The organism is Methylobacterium sp. 17Sr1-1, from assembly GCF_003173775.1.
Classification (GTDB): domain Bacteria; phylum Pseudomonadota; class Alphaproteobacteria; order Rhizobiales; family Beijerinckiaceae; genus Methylobacterium.
The window spans coordinates 4,464,275-4,480,896 of sequence record NZ_CP029552.1 but is presented as its reverse complement, the minus strand read 5'-3'; the positions used below and the strand labels follow the sequence as shown (position 1 = coordinate 4,480,896).

At 72.7% G+C, this 16,622-nt stretch carries 15 protein-coding genes and 1 pseudogene; 8 read left to right on the top strand and 8 right to left on the bottom strand.

The window, feature by feature from the left end; genetic code table 11:
• Window positions 1-4: 4 nt before the first annotated feature.
• A complete protein-coding gene (locus DK412_RS20245) occupies window positions 5-1,612 on the bottom strand; it encodes a carboxyl transferase domain-containing protein (protein ID WP_109973414.1) in 1,608 nt (535 codons plus the stop codon).
• 11 nt (window positions 1,613-1,623) lie between these two features.
• Window positions 1,624-2,796, bottom strand: a complete 1,173-nt coding sequence (locus DK412_RS20240; protein ID WP_109973413.1) for an isovaleryl-CoA dehydrogenase — start codon at window positions 2,794-2,796, stop codon at window positions 1,624-1,626.
• Between the two features lie 107 nt (window positions 2,797-2,903).
• On the opposite strand from DK412_RS20240, the pseudogene DK412_RS31115 reads away from it, so the two are divergent.
• Window positions 2,904-3,107: pseudogene (locus DK412_RS31115) on the top strand (methyl-accepting chemotaxis protein); the annotation flags it as partial.
• A 346-nt stretch (window positions 3,108-3,453) separates the two neighbouring features.
• Here DK412_RS31115 and DK412_RS20230 read toward each other — a convergent pair.
• Entirely contained in the window at window positions 3,454-4,227 is a 774-nt protein-coding gene (locus tag DK412_RS20230) for a hypothetical protein (protein ID WP_204165407.1), read from the bottom strand.
• A 103-nt stretch (window positions 4,228-4,330) separates the two neighbouring features.
• Window positions 4,331-4,888 (bottom strand): crossover junction endodeoxyribonuclease RuvC, encoded by a 558-nt coding sequence (gene ruvC / locus DK412_RS20225; RefSeq protein WP_093569881.1) that lies wholly within the window; start codon window positions 4,886-4,888, stop codon window positions 4,331-4,333.
• A 193-nt stretch (window positions 4,889-5,081) separates the two neighbouring features.
• On the opposite strand from ruvC, the gene DK412_RS20220 reads away from it, so the two are divergent.
• A complete protein-coding gene (locus DK412_RS20220; protein ID WP_109973411.1) occupies window positions 5,082-5,837 on the top strand; it encodes a sulfite exporter TauE/SafE family protein in 756 nt (251 codons plus the stop codon).
• A 2-nt stretch (window positions 5,838-5,839) separates the two neighbouring features.
• Here DK412_RS20220 and DK412_RS20215 read toward each other — a convergent pair whose 3' ends face one another.
• Entirely contained in the window at window positions 5,840-6,691 is an 852-nt protein-coding gene (locus DK412_RS20215; protein ID WP_109973410.1) for a DUF1989 domain-containing protein, read from the bottom strand.
• 178 nt (window positions 6,692-6,869) lie between these two features.
• Between DK412_RS20215 and DK412_RS20210 the strand changes: the two genes are divergently transcribed.
• Both DK412_RS20210 and DK412_RS20205 read left to right on the top strand, forming a co-directional pair.
• Window positions 6,870-7,523, top strand: a complete 654-nt coding sequence (locus DK412_RS20210; RefSeq protein WP_109973409.1) for a DUF1007 family protein — start codon at window positions 6,870-6,872, stop codon at window positions 7,521-7,523.
• A complete protein-coding gene (locus tag DK412_RS20205; protein ID WP_109973408.1) occupies window positions 7,517-8,521 on the top strand; it encodes a nickel transporter in 1,005 nt (334 codons plus the stop codon). The genes DK412_RS20210 and DK412_RS20205 overlap by 7 nt, the downstream gene beginning before the upstream one ends.
• Before the next feature lie 146 nt (window positions 8,522-8,667).
• On the opposite strand, the gene DK412_RS20200 is transcribed toward DK412_RS20205, so the two are convergent.
• On the bottom strand, window positions 8,668-9,555 hold the full coding sequence (locus DK412_RS20200; RefSeq protein ID WP_245447129.1) for an MBL fold metallo-hydrolase: 888 nt from the start codon (window positions 9,553-9,555) through the stop codon (window positions 8,668-8,670).
• A gap of 177 nt (window positions 9,556-9,732) precedes the next feature.
• Window positions 9,733-12,465, bottom strand: a complete 2,733-nt coding sequence (locus DK412_RS20195; RefSeq protein ID WP_109975393.1) for an ATP-binding cassette domain-containing protein — start codon at window positions 12,463-12,465, stop codon at window positions 9,733-9,735.
• A 396-nt stretch (window positions 12,466-12,861) separates the two neighbouring features.
• Between DK412_RS20195 and DK412_RS20190 the strand changes: the two genes are divergently transcribed.
• Together DK412_RS20190 and DK412_RS20185 are read left to right on the top strand one after the other, a co-directional pair.
• A complete protein-coding gene (locus DK412_RS20190; RefSeq protein WP_109973407.1) occupies window positions 12,862-13,116 on the top strand; it encodes a hypothetical protein in 255 nt (84 codons plus the stop codon).
• Between the two features lie 116 nt (window positions 13,117-13,232).
• Window positions 13,233-13,931, top strand: coding sequence for a carbonic anhydrase (locus DK412_RS20185; RefSeq protein ID WP_245447126.1), 699 nt, complete (start codon window positions 13,233-13,235; stop codon window positions 13,929-13,931).
• A gap of 74 nt (window positions 13,932-14,005) precedes the next feature.
• On the opposite strand, the gene DK412_RS20180 is transcribed toward DK412_RS20185, so the two are convergent.
• Window positions 14,006-14,554 (bottom strand): DUF2239 family protein, encoded by a 549-nt coding sequence (locus tag DK412_RS20180; protein ID WP_109973406.1) that lies wholly within the window; start codon window positions 14,552-14,554, stop codon window positions 14,006-14,008.
• Between the two features lie 168 nt (window positions 14,555-14,722).
• On the opposite strand from DK412_RS20180, the gene DK412_RS20175 reads away from it, so the two are divergent.
• On the top strand, window positions 14,723-16,138 hold the full coding sequence (locus DK412_RS20175; RefSeq protein ID WP_109973405.1) for a DHA2 family efflux MFS transporter permease subunit: 1,416 nt from the start codon (window positions 14,723-14,725) through the stop codon (window positions 16,136-16,138).
• Between the two features lie 149 nt (window positions 16,139-16,287).
• Window positions 16,288-16,605: a hypothetical protein gene (locus tag DK412_RS20170; protein ID WP_109973404.1), complete on the top strand. Its 318-nt coding sequence runs from the start codon at window positions 16,288-16,290 to the stop codon at window positions 16,603-16,605.
• The last annotated feature ends 17 nt before the right edge of the window (window positions 16,606-16,622 follow it).

Here is a 16,622-nt window from a genome sequence, read left to right as displayed (position 1 = left end):
GTCCTCACATCCGGAACAGGCCGAACCGGGTCTCCGGCACCGGCGCGTTGAGGCAGGCGGAGAGCGAGAGGGCGAGCACCCGGCGCGTCTCCTCCGGCAGGATGATGCCGTCGTCCCACAGCCGCGCGGTGGCGTAGTAGGGCGAGCCCTCCTCCTCGAACCCGGCGCGGATCGGCGCCTTGAACGCCTCCTCCTCCTCCGGGCTCCAGGCACCGCCGCCGGCCTCGATGTTGTCGCGGCGGACGGTGGCGAGCACGCTGGCCGCCTGTTCGGCGCCCATCACCGAGATGCGCGAATTCGGCCAGGCGAACAGGAAGCGGGGCGAATAGGCCCGGCCGCACATGCCGTAATTGCCCGCCCCGTAGGAGCCGCCGACGATCAGCGTGAGCTTCGGCACCGCCGCGGTGGCGACGGCCGTGACGAGCTTGGCGCCGTTCTTGGCGATGCCGCCGGCCTCGACCTCGCGCCCGACCATGAAGCCGGAGATGTTCTGGAGGAAGACCAGGGGGATCCGGCGCTGGCAGCACAGCTCGATGAAGTGCGCGCCCTTGAGCGCGCTCTCCGAGTAGAGGATGCCGTTATTGGCCAGGATCCCGACCGGCATGCCGTGCAGGCGGGCAAAGCCCGTGACGAGCGTGGTGCCGTAGAGTCGCTTGAACTCGTCGAATTCCGAGCCGTCGACGAGGCGGCCGATCAGCTCGCGGGCGTCGTACTGCTTGCGCAGGTCGGTCGGCACCAGGGCGTCGAGGTCGGAGACGTCGTAGGCCGGATCGACGGGGGCCGCGATGTCGAGGTCCGGGCGCTTGACGGTGTTGAGGCCGCCGACGATGCGGCGCAGGATCGCGAGCGCGTGGGCATCGTCGGTGGCGTAATGGTCGGCCACGCCCGACAGCCGGGCATGGACGTCGGCGCCGCCGAGATCCTCGGCGCTCACCACCTCGCCGGTCGCGGCCTTCACCAGCGGCGGGCCGCCGAGGAAGATCGTGCCCTGGCGGCGCACGATCACGCTCTCGTCCGACATCGCCGGCACGTAGGCGCCGCCGGCGGTGCAGGAGCCCATCACGCAGGCGATCTGCGGGATGCCGGCGGCCGACATCTGCGCCTGGTTGTAGAAGATGCGGCCGAAATGCTCGCGGTCGGGAAAGACTTCGGTCTGCTGCGGCAGGTTGGCGCCGCCGGAATCGACCAGATAGAGGCAGGGCAGGCGGTTCTGGAGCGCGATCTCCTGCGCCCGCAGGTGCTTCTTGACGGTGAGCGGGTAGTAGGTGCCGCCCTTGATGGTGGCGTCGTTGCAGACCACCATCACCTCGCGGCCCGCCACCCGGCCGATGCCGGTGATGAGGCCGGCGGCGTGGATGTCGTCGCCGTACATCCCGTTCGCGGCGAGCGCCCCGACCTCGAGGAAGGGCGAGCCCGGATCGAGCAGGCGCAGGACCCGGTCGCGCGGCAGGAGCTTGCCGCGGGCGACGTGGCGCTCGCGGGCGCGCTCCGGCCCGCCGGCGGCGGCCTTGGCGCGGTGGGCCTTGAGGGCTTGGCGCAGCTCGCCCCAGGCGGCGCGGTTCTGCTCCGCCGCCCCTGAGGCGAGGTCGGCGCTGGTGGGGATGACCGGCATCGGGCTCGACCTCAGGCGGACTTCGTGAAGAGCTCGCGGCCGATCAGCATCCGGCGGATCTCGCTGGTGCCGGCGCCGATCTCGTAGAGCTTGGCGTCGCGCAGGAGCCGCCCGGTCGGGTAGTCGTTGATGTAGCCGTTGCCGCCGAGAAGCTGGATCGCGTCCAGCGCGCATTGCGTCGCCCGCTCGGCGGCGTAGAGGATCGCGCCGGCGGCGTCCTCGCGGGTGGTCTCGCCGCGGTCGCAGGCCTGCGCCACCGCATAGACGTAGGCCTTGGCGGCGTTGGTCGAGACGTACATGTCGGCGAGCTTGCCCTGGACGAGCTGGAACTCGCCGATCGGCTGGCCGAACTGCTTGCGCTCGTGGATGTAGGGCATCACCACGTCGAGGCAGGCCTGCATGATGCCGAGCGGTCCGGCGGCGAGCACCGCCCGCTCGTAGTCGAGGCCCGACATCAGCACGTTGACGCCGCGGCCGACCTGGCCGAGCACGTTCTCTTCCGGAATCTCGCACTCCTCGAAGACCAGTTCGCAGGTATCCGAGCCGCGCATGCCGAGCTTGTCGAGCTTCTGGGCTGTCGAAAAGCCCTTCATGCCCTTCTCGACCAGGAAGGCGGTGATGCCGCGCGAACCCGCCCCCGGATCGGTCTTGGCGTAGACCACCAGGGTCTCGGCCACGGGACCGTTGGTGATCCACATCTTCGAGCCGGTCAGGACGTAGCGGTCGCCCTTCTTCTCGGCGCGGGTGCGCATCGACACCACGTCCGAGCCGGCGCCCGGCTCCGACATGGCGAGCGCCCCGACATGCTCGCCGGAGATGAGCTTCGGCAGGTACTTGCGCTTCTGCGCGTCCGAGCCGTTGCGGCGGATCTGGTTGACGCACAAATTCGAGTGCGCGCCGTAGGACAGGCCGACCGAGGCCGAGGCCCGCGACACCTCCTCCATCGCCACGCAATGGGCGAGGTAGCCGAGGCCGAGGCCCCCGTACTCCTCCTCGACCGTGATGCCGTGGAGGCCGAGCGCCCCCATCTCGGGCCAGAGGTCGCGCGGGAAGGTGTTGGTGCGGTCGATCTCCTCGGCCCGCGGCGCGATCCTGTCCTGCGCGAAGCTGCGCACGCTGTCGCGGATCGCCTCGGCGGTCTCGCCCAGGCCGAAATTGAACTCACGCGCGGCGTTCGGGATCATCGGCGCCCTCCCTCGGATTTTCCCCATTCATACGAACGATCGTTTTTTAAGACAAGCCTGCTCGCGCCGTCCGCAGGGTGCGGCGGTCCGCCTCCGCGGACGGGCGAGATGCAGTGGCGGCCATGATCAAGCCCATCGCCAGCCGGACCAACCTCCTGGCGCTGGACGCCGCGATCGAGGCGGCGCGGGCCGGTGCGGCGGGACACGGCTTCGCGGTGGTGGCCGCCGAGGTCAAGGAGCTCGCCGGCCAGACCGCCCGGGCGATGGACCAGATCACCCGGCAGGCCGCCACGATCCAGGCCGCCACCGGCGACGCAGACCGGCGACCTCGCCGACGCGGTGCGGGGCCTCGCCGGCACCCTCTCGACCTATTCCGGGCGCCTCGACCGCAGCCATCGTGTCGTTCGTGGGCGGCGGGCGCTGAGGGGCGCTCGGCGGGCTTGCAAGGGGGGCGAGCCCGCCGGGTTTCCACCGCGACGCGGGATTCGCCGCGGTAGCGGCCGCCATTCTGCGAAGCCTGTGAAACGTCCCGACCCGACCGGCGCTACGGCGTGACGGAGACCGGTGGAGGTTGATCCGCTTCACCTGCGCCCCGGGCAGACCGCGTTTTCGAATCCCCCGGGGATCGCTTCGATAGCCCGACGGTGGCCGGTCCGGTCACGTCCGAGCGTACGCGCCGGACCGGATCGCCTGCAACCCGATCGGGAACTCCGCCGACACCGGTAGACCGAGCGGCGACATGCGCCCATGCACCAGGCCGAGCACCGCGAGCGGCACGTCGAGGACGACCGGCACCGAGCCGTCGAAAGCGTCCCTGACGAGGCAGAGGTGGTAACGCCGGTCGCTCGGCTCCCCCCGGGGGTTGTCGACCGGGCCGCCGGTGATCGCACCGTCCAGCGCGTCCTCGACGACCGCCCATGAAAACAACGGATCGGCCGCGGCGATGGCCGCGGCGTTGAGTCGTGCCAGATCGGAGATGAAGCTGAACACGAGATCCGCACCCGCGCGGTCGCTCGCGAACCAGCGAGCACGCGGTGCGTTGACCTCGACGTCGCCCAGTACGGGATCGAAGGGGCGATGCGGGACCCAGCCGGCCAGCCACGCATCGATCCGTCGCCCCTCGACCAGCGCCGCTTCGTCGCCCTTCAGCACGGCGGCCCCGTCGAGCCCTTCACGGGCGAGCCGGGAGACGAGGACGGCGATCCGGTCGGCGTCGCGGGCCAGGAACTGGGCCAAGTTCTCGGCGCGCTGCTCCCGTGTCAGCCCCCGGTGATCACCGCGGTGGAGCGGCGTGTCGGGCGGGTAATCGCCGAGCCGGACGGAGAGAAGGGCATAGGGATCGCCGGCGGCTCCATCGGGCCGCTCGGCTCCGCCATCGCCATGCCGTCCGGACGACCTTCGGCCGCCGAGCCAATCGGATAGACCGCGCATGGCTCCGATCTAGCAGCCGGCGCGCGACGCAGCCACCCTTCAGGACCATCTTCGAACTCTGTCACCGCCAAGCTTCCATCACCGCCAAGCTTCCATCTGCGTTCTATCCCCGCGCCACCGCCCGGGCGATCCGCGCCGCCCCCGGCCCCACTGCTGCGGCCTGCGTCGCCGCCCGGGCCCGTGCCGCCCGGTGGCTCGCATGGGTGATGGCGATGGCGAGTGCGTCGGCGGCGTCCGCGGTGTCGGCGGTGGCCTTCGGCAGGAGGAAGCGCACCATGGCGCCGACCTGGTCCTTCTCGGCGTGGCCGGCGCCGACCACCGTCTTCTTCACCAGGTTGGCGGCGTATTCCGCCACCGGCAGGCCGGCCAAAGCCGGCACCAGCAGGGCGACGGCGCGGGCATGGCCGAGCTTCAGGGTCGCCTGGGCGTCCTTGTTGACGAAGGTCTCCTCGACCGCCGCCTCGTCGGGGGCAAGCGTGGCGACGACCTTGGTCAGGCCCTCGTGCAGGGTGCGCAGGCGGGTGGCGAGGTCGTCGTCGCCGTTCGAGGTCACGGTGCCGCTCGCCACGAAGGCGAGGCGGGTGCCCGTGACGGTGATCAGGCCCCAGCCGGTGCGGCGCAGGCCCGGATCGATGCCGAGGATGCGGATCGGTTCGCTCATCGCCGCTCGAAAGTCCTTGCCGTGGGTGCAGGCGGCGCCCGCATCATGCCGCGAAACCGTCCCGGCGCGAAGGGCGCCGCCTCCGTAGCCGGGAAACGGCGCCGCCGCCACCGCGGGACGTTCCGTGAACGCGCGCGGACACTCTTGCGGCCGACATCTTGACGAACCGTAGCCGTGGCAGCGTGGTGGCATCATGCCGCCTGCTCTCGCCGCGCTCCTGCCTCTCGATGCCCGGGCCGCCACCCTGTTCCTCGCCGCCCTGGTCGGCGGGCTGGTGCGCGGCTTCACCGGCTTCGGCTTCGCGATGGTGTTCGTGCCGATCGCCGCCGCCGCGGTCGGGCCGGCGGCGGCGGTCGGGCTGATCTGGGTCGTCGACGCGCCGTTCTCGCTGTGGTTCGGCGCCCGCTCCGCCCGGCGGGCGACCTGGGGCGAGGTGATCCCGCTGCTCGTCGGCTCCACGCTCCTGCTGCCGGTCGGCGCCTGGCTCCTCACGCGGCTCGACCCCGGCGTCACCCGCTGGATCACCGCCGGGGCGATCCTGCTGGCGCTCGCCGCCCTGGTCTCGGGCTGGCGCTACCGCGGCGTGCCCTCGCTGCCGCTCTCCCTCGCCACCGGCGGCGCCTCGGGGCTGGCGAGCGGCTTTGCCGCTTTGGGCGGCATGCCGCTGGCCGTCTTCTGGCTCGCCAGCCAGCGCGCCTCGGCCGGACAGGTGCGCGGCAACCTGATGGCCTATTTCGGCCTCTCGACCCTGGTGTCGGGCGTGGTGTTCACGGCGACCGGGGTGCTGTCGGGCCCCCGCTTCGCCGAGGCCCTGCCGCTTCTCCTGCCCTACGGACTCGGCCTCGCGGTCGGATCGCACGGCTTTCGCCTCGCCTCCGACCGGGTTTTCCGGGCCGTGGCCTACACGGTGATCCTGCTGGCGGTCTGCCTGGCGCTGCCGCTGCGGTAGATCTAGGCCTTGTCCCACCAGCCTTTCTCGGGCCGCAGCCCGTGCTGGCCGCGATAGGGCGCGACTTCAGGGCTCTGCCAGCCCTCCGTCAGTTCCGGCGCCAGCCGGTAGATCTCCACGCCCAAGGGCCGGCAGACGTCGATCGGGTCGCGGGCGTCGGGGCCCCAGAGCGGCACCGAGAGGTCGCCGCCCGGGCAGGTCGAGAGGGCGCAGAGCAGGTCGATCTCGGCGAAGAATTCGAGGTAGTCGCCGGCCTGCGCCGGGCAGTCGCGCATGAAGTACAGGTCGTCGTGGTTGAGGCCGGTGACCTGGAACACGTTGAGCACGTCGTGCACGTCGAACTCGGTCAGGCCGAACGGCATCACCGCGCGGACGAGGTTCGAGTGGCAGTGGAAGTGGAAGTCCTGGCCGGTGAGCAGCTTGTTGACGTAGGGGTCGCAGCGGGTGCCGAGCAGGTCGTGGACCCGGCCGCCATACTCGTCGGTGCCGTAATGGCTCAAGCTGTCGGCCGTGATCGTGACCAGCGGGCGCAGGAACGGCAGGGTCGACCACAGCCGGTCGAAGGTGGTGACGTGCGCGCCCTGGAGCTGGCGGGTGCGCGCCGCCCACAGCCGCTCGCGCGGGTCGTGCCGGTTCCAGATGTTGAGGTCGCCGACCTGCGGCCCCTCGGGCGCCACGACGCGGAAGACGTGGCCGGCCGGCACGCTCCAGGCCCGCCCGGTGCGGATCGGGATGGTGAACGCGTCGACGAGGGTGCGCCCGCCGGTCTCGGCGGCGATCCGCTCGTAGAACGGCCGGTCGACCGACAGGGCCGAGCCCTCGCTAACCTGGTAGGCGGCCGGAAAGTCCTTCATGCCGGGTGCTCCCGCGTGTGTGACGCCGCCTGGAGTGGCAGAAGAGGCGGGGAGGGGCAAACCGGCGGCGCCCGCCCCGCTCCCGCCGCAATGCGGCGGGACCAGTGCGCACCGGACGGCGCCGCGCGTCGCCGCCGGTTCACCACGAGGGGCGAGCACCGCCGAAGGACGAAGCGTCATGCCGCGCCCGTATCGCCTCCCGCTCCTCCCGTTCCTCGTCTCCGGGGCCGTGCTCGTCGCGGCGACTCCGGCGCTCGCGCATCCGCATGTCTGGATCACCACGAGGGCCGAGCTCGATTACGGGCCGGACGGGGCGTTGCGGGCGGTGCGCCACGCCTGGACCTTCGACCCGACCTATTCCGCCTTCGCGATCCAGGGCCTCGGCCAGTCGCCGACCGGGCCGGTGAACCCGGCGGCCCTGGCGGCGCTCGCCCGCGACAACGCCGAGAATCTCGGCGAGCAGGGCTACTTCACGCTCCTGAAGGTCGACGGCCGCAAGCAGGATCTCGGCAAAGCGGCCGATCCGGCGATGACCTTCGCCGACGGGCAGCTCACCTTGCGCTTCACCCTGCCGCTCAAAGCACCGGTCGCCGGTACCGCCTCGCTCGAGGTCTTCGACCCGACCTACTTCGTCGCCTTCAGCCTCGCCGATGGCGACGGCTTCGCGACGCTCAAGGGCGCCCCGGCCAGTTGCCGCGCCACGGCGCATCGGCCGAAGAGCGCCGCCCCGGCCCCCGCGGCGACCGGCATGTCGGAGGCGTTCTTCGAGGCGATGACCGCCGCCTCGACCTACGGGGTGCAGTTCGCCAACCGGATCGTCGTCGCATGCTGAGCACGCTCAGCCTCACGCCCCCCTCCCGCGGCCTGCAGCGGCTCGGCCTCGCGGCGCTCGCGGTCCTGGCCGCCGCTCTCGTGCTCGCAGGCCTGCTCGGGCTCCTGGCGCCGGGCTTCCGGGCGCCGCCGCGCTCGCCCTTCGGCATCGGCTTTCGCGAGGCGGCGCCCACCGGCGCCACCAGCCTCGGCGCCTGGCTGCTCGCGATGCAGGCCGGCTTCTCCCGGGCGCTCCAGGCGGCGGTGTCGGCGGTCAAGGCCGGGCGCGACGGCACCCTGACGCTGATCGGCCTCGGATTTACGTATGGAGTCCTGCACGCCGCCGGGCCGGGCCACGGCAAGGCGGTGATCGCCGGCTACCTGATGGCGGGCGAACGCGCCCTGAAGCGCGGCTTCGCCCTGAGCCTGCTTGCGGCGCTCCTTCAGGCCGTGGTCGCCCTGGCGCTGGTCGGCGGCGGCGCGGTGCTGCTGCGCCTGACTGCCGCCGGCCTCAACCAGGCCGGCACGGTGATCGAGACCGCGGGCTTCGCCTGCGTGGCTTTCCTCGGGGCGGCGGTGACCTGGCGCAAGGCCGGCCAGCTCGCCCGGCTCCTCAACCGCGAGGCGGGGCCGGCCTGCGGGCCCGATTGCGGCCATGCGGGTCTCGCCGACGGCACCAGGGTGGAGCGCCTGGCGGGCTGGCGCGAGCAGGCCGGCGTGGTGCTGGCCGCCGGAACCCGGCCCTGTGCCGGCGCGGTGCTGGTGCTGGTCTTCGCCCTGTCGCAGGGCATCCTGTGGGCCGGCGTGGCCGCGACGCTCGCGATGGCACTCGGCACCGCGCTCACCACAGGGGTGCTGGCGGCGCTCGCGGTCTTCGCCAAGGCCCTGGCGCTCAGGCTCGCCGGCGGCCGCGGCCAGGGCGGCGCGATCGCGGTCGGCGTGCTCGAATTGTGGGCCGCCGCCTTCGTGCTGGTGCTCGGCGCCGGGCTGCTCTCGGGCTGGGCCGCCGCGGCGTTCTGAGGTGCCTTGCGCGGGGCATTGCCTCGCGTGAGCGAGCCGCGATGATTCTCCTTCAAGTGACACCCTCGCGGTTATCCAGGGTTCCGCTGCGCGGCCCCGGGATGACGTCGAGGGTTCGGGAATGGCTGTTCGGCTCGAACAGGCTCTCAGGCGACGGCCGCCACCCGCGCGACCCGCCGGCGCCGCGAACTCTCCGCCGCGACCGCCGCGAAGGTGATCTCCTGCCGCTCGCGGGCGACGAAGGCGCCGGGCATGTCGGCCTGCATCTGGCCCTCGAGGTCGCGCAGCAGCGCGTCGGTGTGCTGGGGATAGAGGTGCACGATGGCGAGCCGCCCGACATCGCCGGCGCGGCACAGCTCGACGCCCTTCTGCCAGGTCGAGTGACCCCAGCCGCGGCAGGCCGGGTACTCGCCCTGCGTGAACATGCCGTCGTAGATCACGAGGTCCGCGCCGCGCACGAAGTCGAGCAGGGCCGGATCGGGCCAGGGCTCGGAATGCTCCAGGTCGCTGATGTAGCAGGCGCTGCGGCCGCCATGGCGGAAGCGGTAGCCGGTGGCGCCCTGGGGATGCTCGAGGGGGATGGTGTCGACGACGGCGCCGTCCGGGAAGGTCAGGCTCTCGCCGGCCCTGAAGCCGTGATGGACGAAGCGGGCGGGCAGCACGTCGAGGGTGATCGGGAAGAGCGGCGGCGAGAACAGCCGGTCGAGGGGCTCGGCGGCGCTCGCGCCGTCGAGGTTGCCGCACCAGGTGTGAATCTCGCGCGAGGGATCGAGCACCGCCGGCTTCATGAACGGCAGGCCGCCGACATGGTCGAGATGGAGGTGGCTCAGGAGCAGGTCGACCCGCTGGGGCAGCCGGTCGCGGTGATGTGCGCCGAAGGCGTTGATGCCGGTGCCGGCATCGATCACGAACAGCCGCTCGCCGCAGCGGACCTCGACGCAGGGGGTATGTCCGCCGAATTCCACGAATTCCGGACCGGAGGCACAGGTCGACCCCCTGACGCCCCAGAACCGGAGCGTCAGACCGGCTTCCATGAGAGGACCCCTCGTTGTCATGCCGGCGACCGTGATGGGGGTTGTCTGGGTTGGATGTGCGATGACGCACATGGCGGATGCTCCGGCCGGACGGTCCGGCAAGACACTATGGTGGGCTGTGCACGAGAGATGTGCCTCACGAACGATGAGCGCAAGATGAAGGTTCCCTCGGACGGCCTAATCTGTCGTTAAGCGGGTGTGCTCGCGCACGGACCCTGTGGATTCTGCAGCATCCTGCCCGAGCGCGGCCGTCGCGGGAAGTCCCACCTCGGGGGGAGTCGACGAGGGACCGGTGTGGCCGGCCGGCACCACCGTGTTGCGCTCGGCCCGCAGCACGAGGTCGAAGGGCGCTGCAAGATTCGACCCGGACTGATCCGGCCGGCACTCGTCCGGCAGGCAGACCACGAGGCCGCGCCCGGCCCGGGCCGCCCGCAGCCGCGCGATCCCCGCCATGATCTCGGGCGCGCCACGGTCGTCGAGGGCAAGGCCGATCACCAGGATGTCGGGCCGGCGCACCAGGCAGCGGGCGAGGTCGATCGCCATGCGCTCGGAGGGCGTGAAGCCGTCGCGTCCGCCGAGGCCGCTGTCGGCCGCCCGCGGATCGACCTGGCTGGCGAGGCCGAAGCGGTAGACCGTGCGCTCCAGGCCGCGCTCGCGCAGGACCGCCTGCATCAGGCTGCGCACCCGCGCCCCGGCCCCGGCCTCGGCGCCGGCGATGCGGCCGAACAGCAGGTTCTCCTCCAGGCTCGCCGCGGCGGTGACCTTGCCGGGGTCGTAGAACTCCACCGAGCCCTGGAGCGAGGCCGGCAGCAGCGCCGCGAAGGTGCGCCTCGCCGCGACGAGGCGCGCCTCCATCGCCTCGTCGATGAGACCGAAGCGGTGCCGGGTCTCGCTGTAGCGCAGGCACAGGCCGATCAGCCGGGCGCGGTCGCGCTGGCCGGCGGGGCCGCGGCGCCAGCCGGAGGCCTCGGGCTGGCGCGCCACCAGGTCCTCGAAGAAGCCGCGCTCCCGGGCCGGAAACAGCGAGAAGGCGTCGAAGAGCGGGTGGTCGTCCGGCAGGTCGGAGAAGATCTCGACGGTGGCCCGGGCGATGGCGAGCCCCATCTCGGTCATCGGCCGGGTCAGGCCTTCGGCCTCCAGCACCGCCCGGGTGAAGGGATGGCCGGCGAGCCGCGCCTCCGAGAAGGCCGAGCCGACCGGCGCCCCGAACAGGATGTTCTCGCCCACCGTCGCCTGGCGGTTGTAGCGGGCGGGGTCGAACGGCTCGATCAGGTGGGCGGCGTGGTCCGCCGTCAGCGCGGCGCGCAGGGCGTCCCGCGTCTCGACGATCGCCGTTGCGGTGCCTGCGTCGAGCCGGCGCGGCAGCACGCTGGCCAGGCCCCGGCCATAGACCAACCGGTCGAGCCCGGTGACCGCCAGGGCCTCGACCAGCCGCTCCTCGAGTTCGCCGGCATGCGGCGTGCTGGCGTCCGGGCTCGATCCGTCGGCGAAGGCGGGATCGCCGTAGAGCAGGTTCTGCAGGAGCGTGCCGGCCATCAGCACCGGCTCGGCGCCCGCATAGGCGATGCGCCGGGCCCGCTCCGCCGGCTCGACCGAGCGCAGGTCGATGCCCGCATAGGTGACCGCCCCGGCGGTGGGTTCGAGCTGGCCGGCGATCAGGGCCGCCAGCACCCGCCCGCCGCTGCCGCGGTCGCCGAGGATCGCGACGTGGCCCGGCATCGGCACGGTGAGGTCGAGGCCGATCAGCCGCTCGCCCGAGGCCGGATCGTAGGCCGCGACGTTGGCGAGCACGATCGGCCCGCCGTCGGGCAGATTCTCGGACTGGCTGCGCAGCCGGCGCGGCGCCCGGGCGCGGGCCTCGAGCGAGGCGGTGGCGCGGGCGATCTCCCGGAAGGCCGGCAGGGCGGCGCGCCGCCGCCGGTTCTGGCGCAGGAAGGCGGCGACCGCGCTCGACGCCACGGCCAGCGCCCCGAGCACCGCCGAGAGGCCGCCGGCGCTCACCGGGGCGGTGGGCGTCGGCCCCTGCCAGAGGGCGGCGGCGAGCACGATCGTCGGCACCAGCACCGTGAGGGCCAGCGCCGGGGCGCGGGCGCGGGAGAGCTCGTCCTCGGTCGCCGTCAGCGCCCGGCGGGCCCGCTCGGCGACGTGGCCGAGGCGGGCATGCTCGAAGGCGGTGGTGCCGTGGGCCCGCACCGCCGGCAGGCGCCGCACCAGGTCGGTGAGGCCGCGCTCCAGGGCGGCGCCCTCCAGGCGGCGCTGGTCGTCCCGGCGCTCGGTGCGGGCGATGAGGAGCTGGCGCGCGAGCGCCGCCGCCACGAGGCTGATGCCCGCCACCGCGACGAGGCGCGGCGCCACGGCCGCCGCGACCGCGAGCGCCACCAGCGTGGCGCCCGCCGCCAGCGCCGGGACCAGGATGCCGACGGCCAAGAGCCCGTCGGCGGCGCGGATCGCCGCCCCGACCTGGCCGGCGAGCGCCCGCGCATCGTCGCGGGCGGCCGGCCCGGAGCGCAGGATCGCGTCCTCGGCGAGCTCCCGCAGGTGGCGCACCGCCTCTCCCTGCGCCGTCACGCAGAGTCGCGCCACGCCCCAGCCGAGGAGGGCGAGGGACAGGGCGACGCCGATCAGGCAGCCCAGCGCCCACAGGGTCAGGGCGCTCTCCGGCAGCGGCCAGCCGCGCACCAGCACCAGGCCGTGGCCGCCCCACCGTTCCGGCAGCGGCACCACCAGGTGGAGGAAGTGAATCGGCCCGCGTCCCGGCTCGGCGAGCGCCAGCAGCTCGTCGACGAGGTCGCGCAGGGCGAGCAGCCCGAGCCCGACCAGCGGGCCGCCGAGCCCGAGGGCGACCGCGACGGCGGCGGCGTGCCGGCGCTTGGCGGCGCGCCAGGCGAAGACGATCGGATCGCGGTCCATCAGCGCGGGCGACGGGACCGGGGGGAGGGGGCGCCGGAGAGAGAGGCGCCGGTGGGCCGCGCCGGCCCGGTGCGCGGGGTCAGGCCCGGGGGCCGTCTCGCGATGGTGACCATGGGCCTCCTCGATGTTGCGCGAGGTATGGGCCGCGCGGGCCGGAGCGGTCAAGCCGGGCGGGCGGACGGGCCCGCGTCCCGGATCATCCGCCGCAAGGGCATCCATCCCCAGCACAGACGTGCGGAGCCGCACGCGGTCGCATCGCATGCGGGATTATTGTTCGGAATGCCCTTGGGTGCGTGGTCGCACATCGCAAGATGATTTCTTCGATGATCCTCATCTTCATCGCCGGACCGGATCGGTTCGGTCCATCATTACAGTCGATCGAGAGAGGATAGTTCGATGAAGACGATCGTCGTCCTGAGCATTCTGGCCGCCACCGTCGCGCTGCCGGCCGCCGCGCAGGCCGAAGGCGGCGAGGGCAGCCGCCAGGCCGCGGGCGGCGGCTTCATGAGCAGCTACGTCTCCGATCCCTACCACGATCCCCGCTCGTACCTGTCGCAGCGGGCGGGCACCGGGCAGATCCAGGGTCAGCCGATGGTGACGGAGCGGGGCAACGGGCTGGAGCGCGGCGGCCGATGGGCGGTCGGCCGGTAAGGCGCAGAGTTTCTCCGGACAGCCCTGCCGCTCGCGGGGGCAGGGCACGCGCGAGCCGACCTAAGCCAGCATTCCCAAACGGCGGAACTCTCCTGCCCTTCACACAAGGACCCCCCGTGGACAGCAGCATCATCCAGGGCATCTCCGCCTTCCGCGGCAGCGTCTTCCCCGGTCAGCAGCGGATGTACGAGCGCCTCGTGCGCGACGGCCAGCAGCCGAAGGCCCTGATCATCGCCTGCGCCGATTCCCGGGTCGCGCCCGAGCACATCACCCAGGCCGGCCCCGGCGAGCTGTTCGTCTGCCGCAACGCCGGCAACATCGTGCCGCCCTTCTCGCAGATGAACGGCGGCGTCTCCTCGGCGATCGAGTACGCGGTGGTGGCGCTCGGCGTGCGCGACATCGTGGTCTGCGGCCACTCGGATTGCGGCGCCATGAAGGGGCTGATGCAGCCCGGCGCGCTCGCCGCGATGCCGAACGTCGCCGCCTGGCTGCGCCACAGCCACGCCGCCGAGCGCATCGTCTGCGAGGCCTATCCGGACGACATCGACCCGACGGACCGCCTGCGGGCGCTCGCCCTCGAGAACGTGGTGGTGCAGCTCGCCCATCTGCGCACCCATCCGAGCGTGGCGGCGGCGCTCGCCAAGGGCGGGCTCTCGCTGCACGGCTGGTTCTTCGAGATCGAGACCGGGGCGCTCCTCGCCTATGACGGCCGGCGCTTCGTGACCCTGACCGACGACGGCGCCCTGCCGGTGGCGGAGGTCTCGACGCCCCGGCGGGCGGCGGCCGACCGGCCGGTGCGGGCGGCGGCGGAGTGAGGCGCTGAGGCGGGCCCGTTTCCTCTACGCCCATCCTGGAGGAAACGGGCCGGATCCGGCCGGCGGGTGCGGCCTTACATTGCCTCGAAGGCCGGGCCGGCCAGGCTGCGGGCATGGTCGCGAAGATCTGCCGGCCAGTTCTCGCTCAAGGTTTGGAAGCGATCTGCATCGCCCGCGTAGAGGGCGCGTGACGCCTCTTCGTAGCCGGGGGCGTCGCCGAGCATCGCCCCCATGAAGCGGTCCGCCGCTTCTCGAGCCAGGCGCTGCCGCTCCCCGCCCGCGCCGGCATTGCGGGCCGCCTCGACGAGCTTGCGCAGGGCGACCGAGGCCCCGCCGGGTTGGGCGGCGAGCCAGTCCCAGTGCCTCGGCAGAAGGGTGACCTCGCGGGCGACGACCCCGAGCTTCGGGCGTCCCGCCGGGCGGGCGGGCGGCTCCAGCCGCGCCGTCACCTCGGCGTCGCTGCCGCGCAGGTCGAAGTCGATCTGCCGGCCGGTGCGGTCGAAGACGAGCGGGCTGGCTCCCCGCGCGACCGCCTGTTTGACCGCGAGGGCCACGACGGCGGCCGGGCCGGTGGCCAGGTGTCGGCCCCCCTCGAAAGCGGTGCAGGTGAAGGACTCGTCCATGGCGGTACTCTGGGCTCGACGTGCGACGCCTTTTTACCCGGATAAAAATTCACTGTCAATAACACCCGGGTAAAATCGAGGGGAATCCGCCTATCCCCGCGCGCCGCGCGGGCGAGCCCCCGCCGATTCGCGCTTCCGGTATGGTGACCGTGCGCTAGATACGACGCCATGCGCCAAGCCCGGATCGTCCCCCTCGTCGTCGCCACGGCCCTGTTCATGGAGAACACGGACTCGACCGTGCTCGCGACGTCGCTGCCGGCGATCGCCGCGGATATGGGCGAGGACCCGATCGCCCTGAAGCTGGCCCTGACCTCCTACCTCGTCAGCCTGGCGATCTTCATCCCGATCAGCGGCTGGGCCGCCGACCGCTACGGCGCCCGCACGGTGTTCCGCTGGGCGCTCGCGGTGTTCATGGCCGGCTCGCTCGCCTGCGCGGCGGCCCATTCGCTGGGCTGGTTCGTCGCCGCCCGCTTCCTGCAGGGCATGGGCGGGGCGATGATGGTGCCGGTCGGGCGCCTCGTGCTCCTGCGCAGCGTGCCGAAGGGCGAGCTGGTCCAGGCGCTCGCGACGCTGACCATCCCGGCCCTCGTCGGCCCGGTGATCGGCCCGCCGCTCGGCGGCCTCATCACCACGACGCTGCACTGGCGCTGGATCTTCTTCATCAACCTGCCGATCGGGCTCGCCGGCATCCTGCTCGCCACCCGCTACTTCCAGGACATCAAGGAGGAGGCGCGCCCGCCCCTCGACCTCGTCGGCTTCGTCCTGTCGGGGGTCGGGCTCGCGAGCCTGATGCTGGGCCTGGCTTCGAGCGGGCGCCACCTCCTGCCGGAGGCCGTGTCCTGGGCCTGCACCGGCGCCGGCATCGCCCTGTGCGGGCTCTACCTCGCCCACAGCCGCCGGGTCGCGCATCCGGTGATCCGGCTGGATCTCTTAGCGTACCCGACCTTCCGGGCGGCGGTGCTCGGCGGCAGCCTGTTTCGCATCGGCACCGGGGCAATCCCCTTCCTGCTGCCCCTGATGCTGCAGCTCGGCTTCGGGCTCGACCCGCTGCATTCGGGCCTCATCACCTTCGCGGCCGCCGCCGGCGCGCTGTTCATGAAGACCATCGCCGCCCGGATCCTGCGCGCCTTCGGCTTCCGGGCGGTGCTCACCCTCAACGCGGTGGTGGCCGCCGGCCTGCTGGCGATCAACGGCCTGTTCACCGCGGGCACGCCGCACGCCCTCATCATCGCGGTGCTCCTGATCGGCGGCTGCTTCCGGTCGCTGCAATTCACCGCCGTCAACGCCATCGCCTATGCCGACGTCGATCCGCGCGACATGAGCGCGGCGACGAGCCTCGCCAGCGTCGCCCAGCAGCTCTCTTTGAGCATCGGGGTCGCCTTCGGGGCCTTCGCGCTCCAGTCGGCCGCCGAGTGGCACGGCCGCACCGAGATCCGGGCGGAGGATTTCTGGCCCGCGTTCCTGGCGGTGGCGATCGTCTCCGGGCTCTCGACCTTCTCGTTCCGCCGCCTCGCCCCGGAGGCCGGCGCCGAGGTTTCGGGCCACCGCATCGTCCAGGCGAAACCCGCCGCCGACGCCACGTGAACCTGCCTGAAGGAATCCTGCGCCCAAGCTTCAGCCGGCATTCAGCGTGACGGTGCGAACTTGAGGACATCGAGCACGGACGAGCCGCGATCTCGGCTCCGGGTTGCTCGGGACATCGTCCTCACCTTCCAACGTCATGGGGATCTGCCATGAAGCGCATCGCATCCGTCTGCGTGGCCGCTGCGGCCCTGGCGAGCGTCACCCTGGCCGGCGCCGCGCCGGCCGAGGCCGGCTGGCGCGGCGGGCCGGCCTTCGCCCTCGGCGCGGTCGGCGGCCTCGCCCTCGGCAGCGCGATCGCCGCCGGCGCGCGCCCGGCCTACGGCTATGCTCCCGCCCCGGCCTACGGCTACACGCCGGTCTATGGCGGCTACGCCCCGGCTTACGGCCCGGACTGCTACACCGTCCGCCGCCGGATGGTGGACGAGTTCGGCGACGTCTACATCCGCCGGGTCCGCGTCTGCGACTGACCGTGACCTGACGTCGT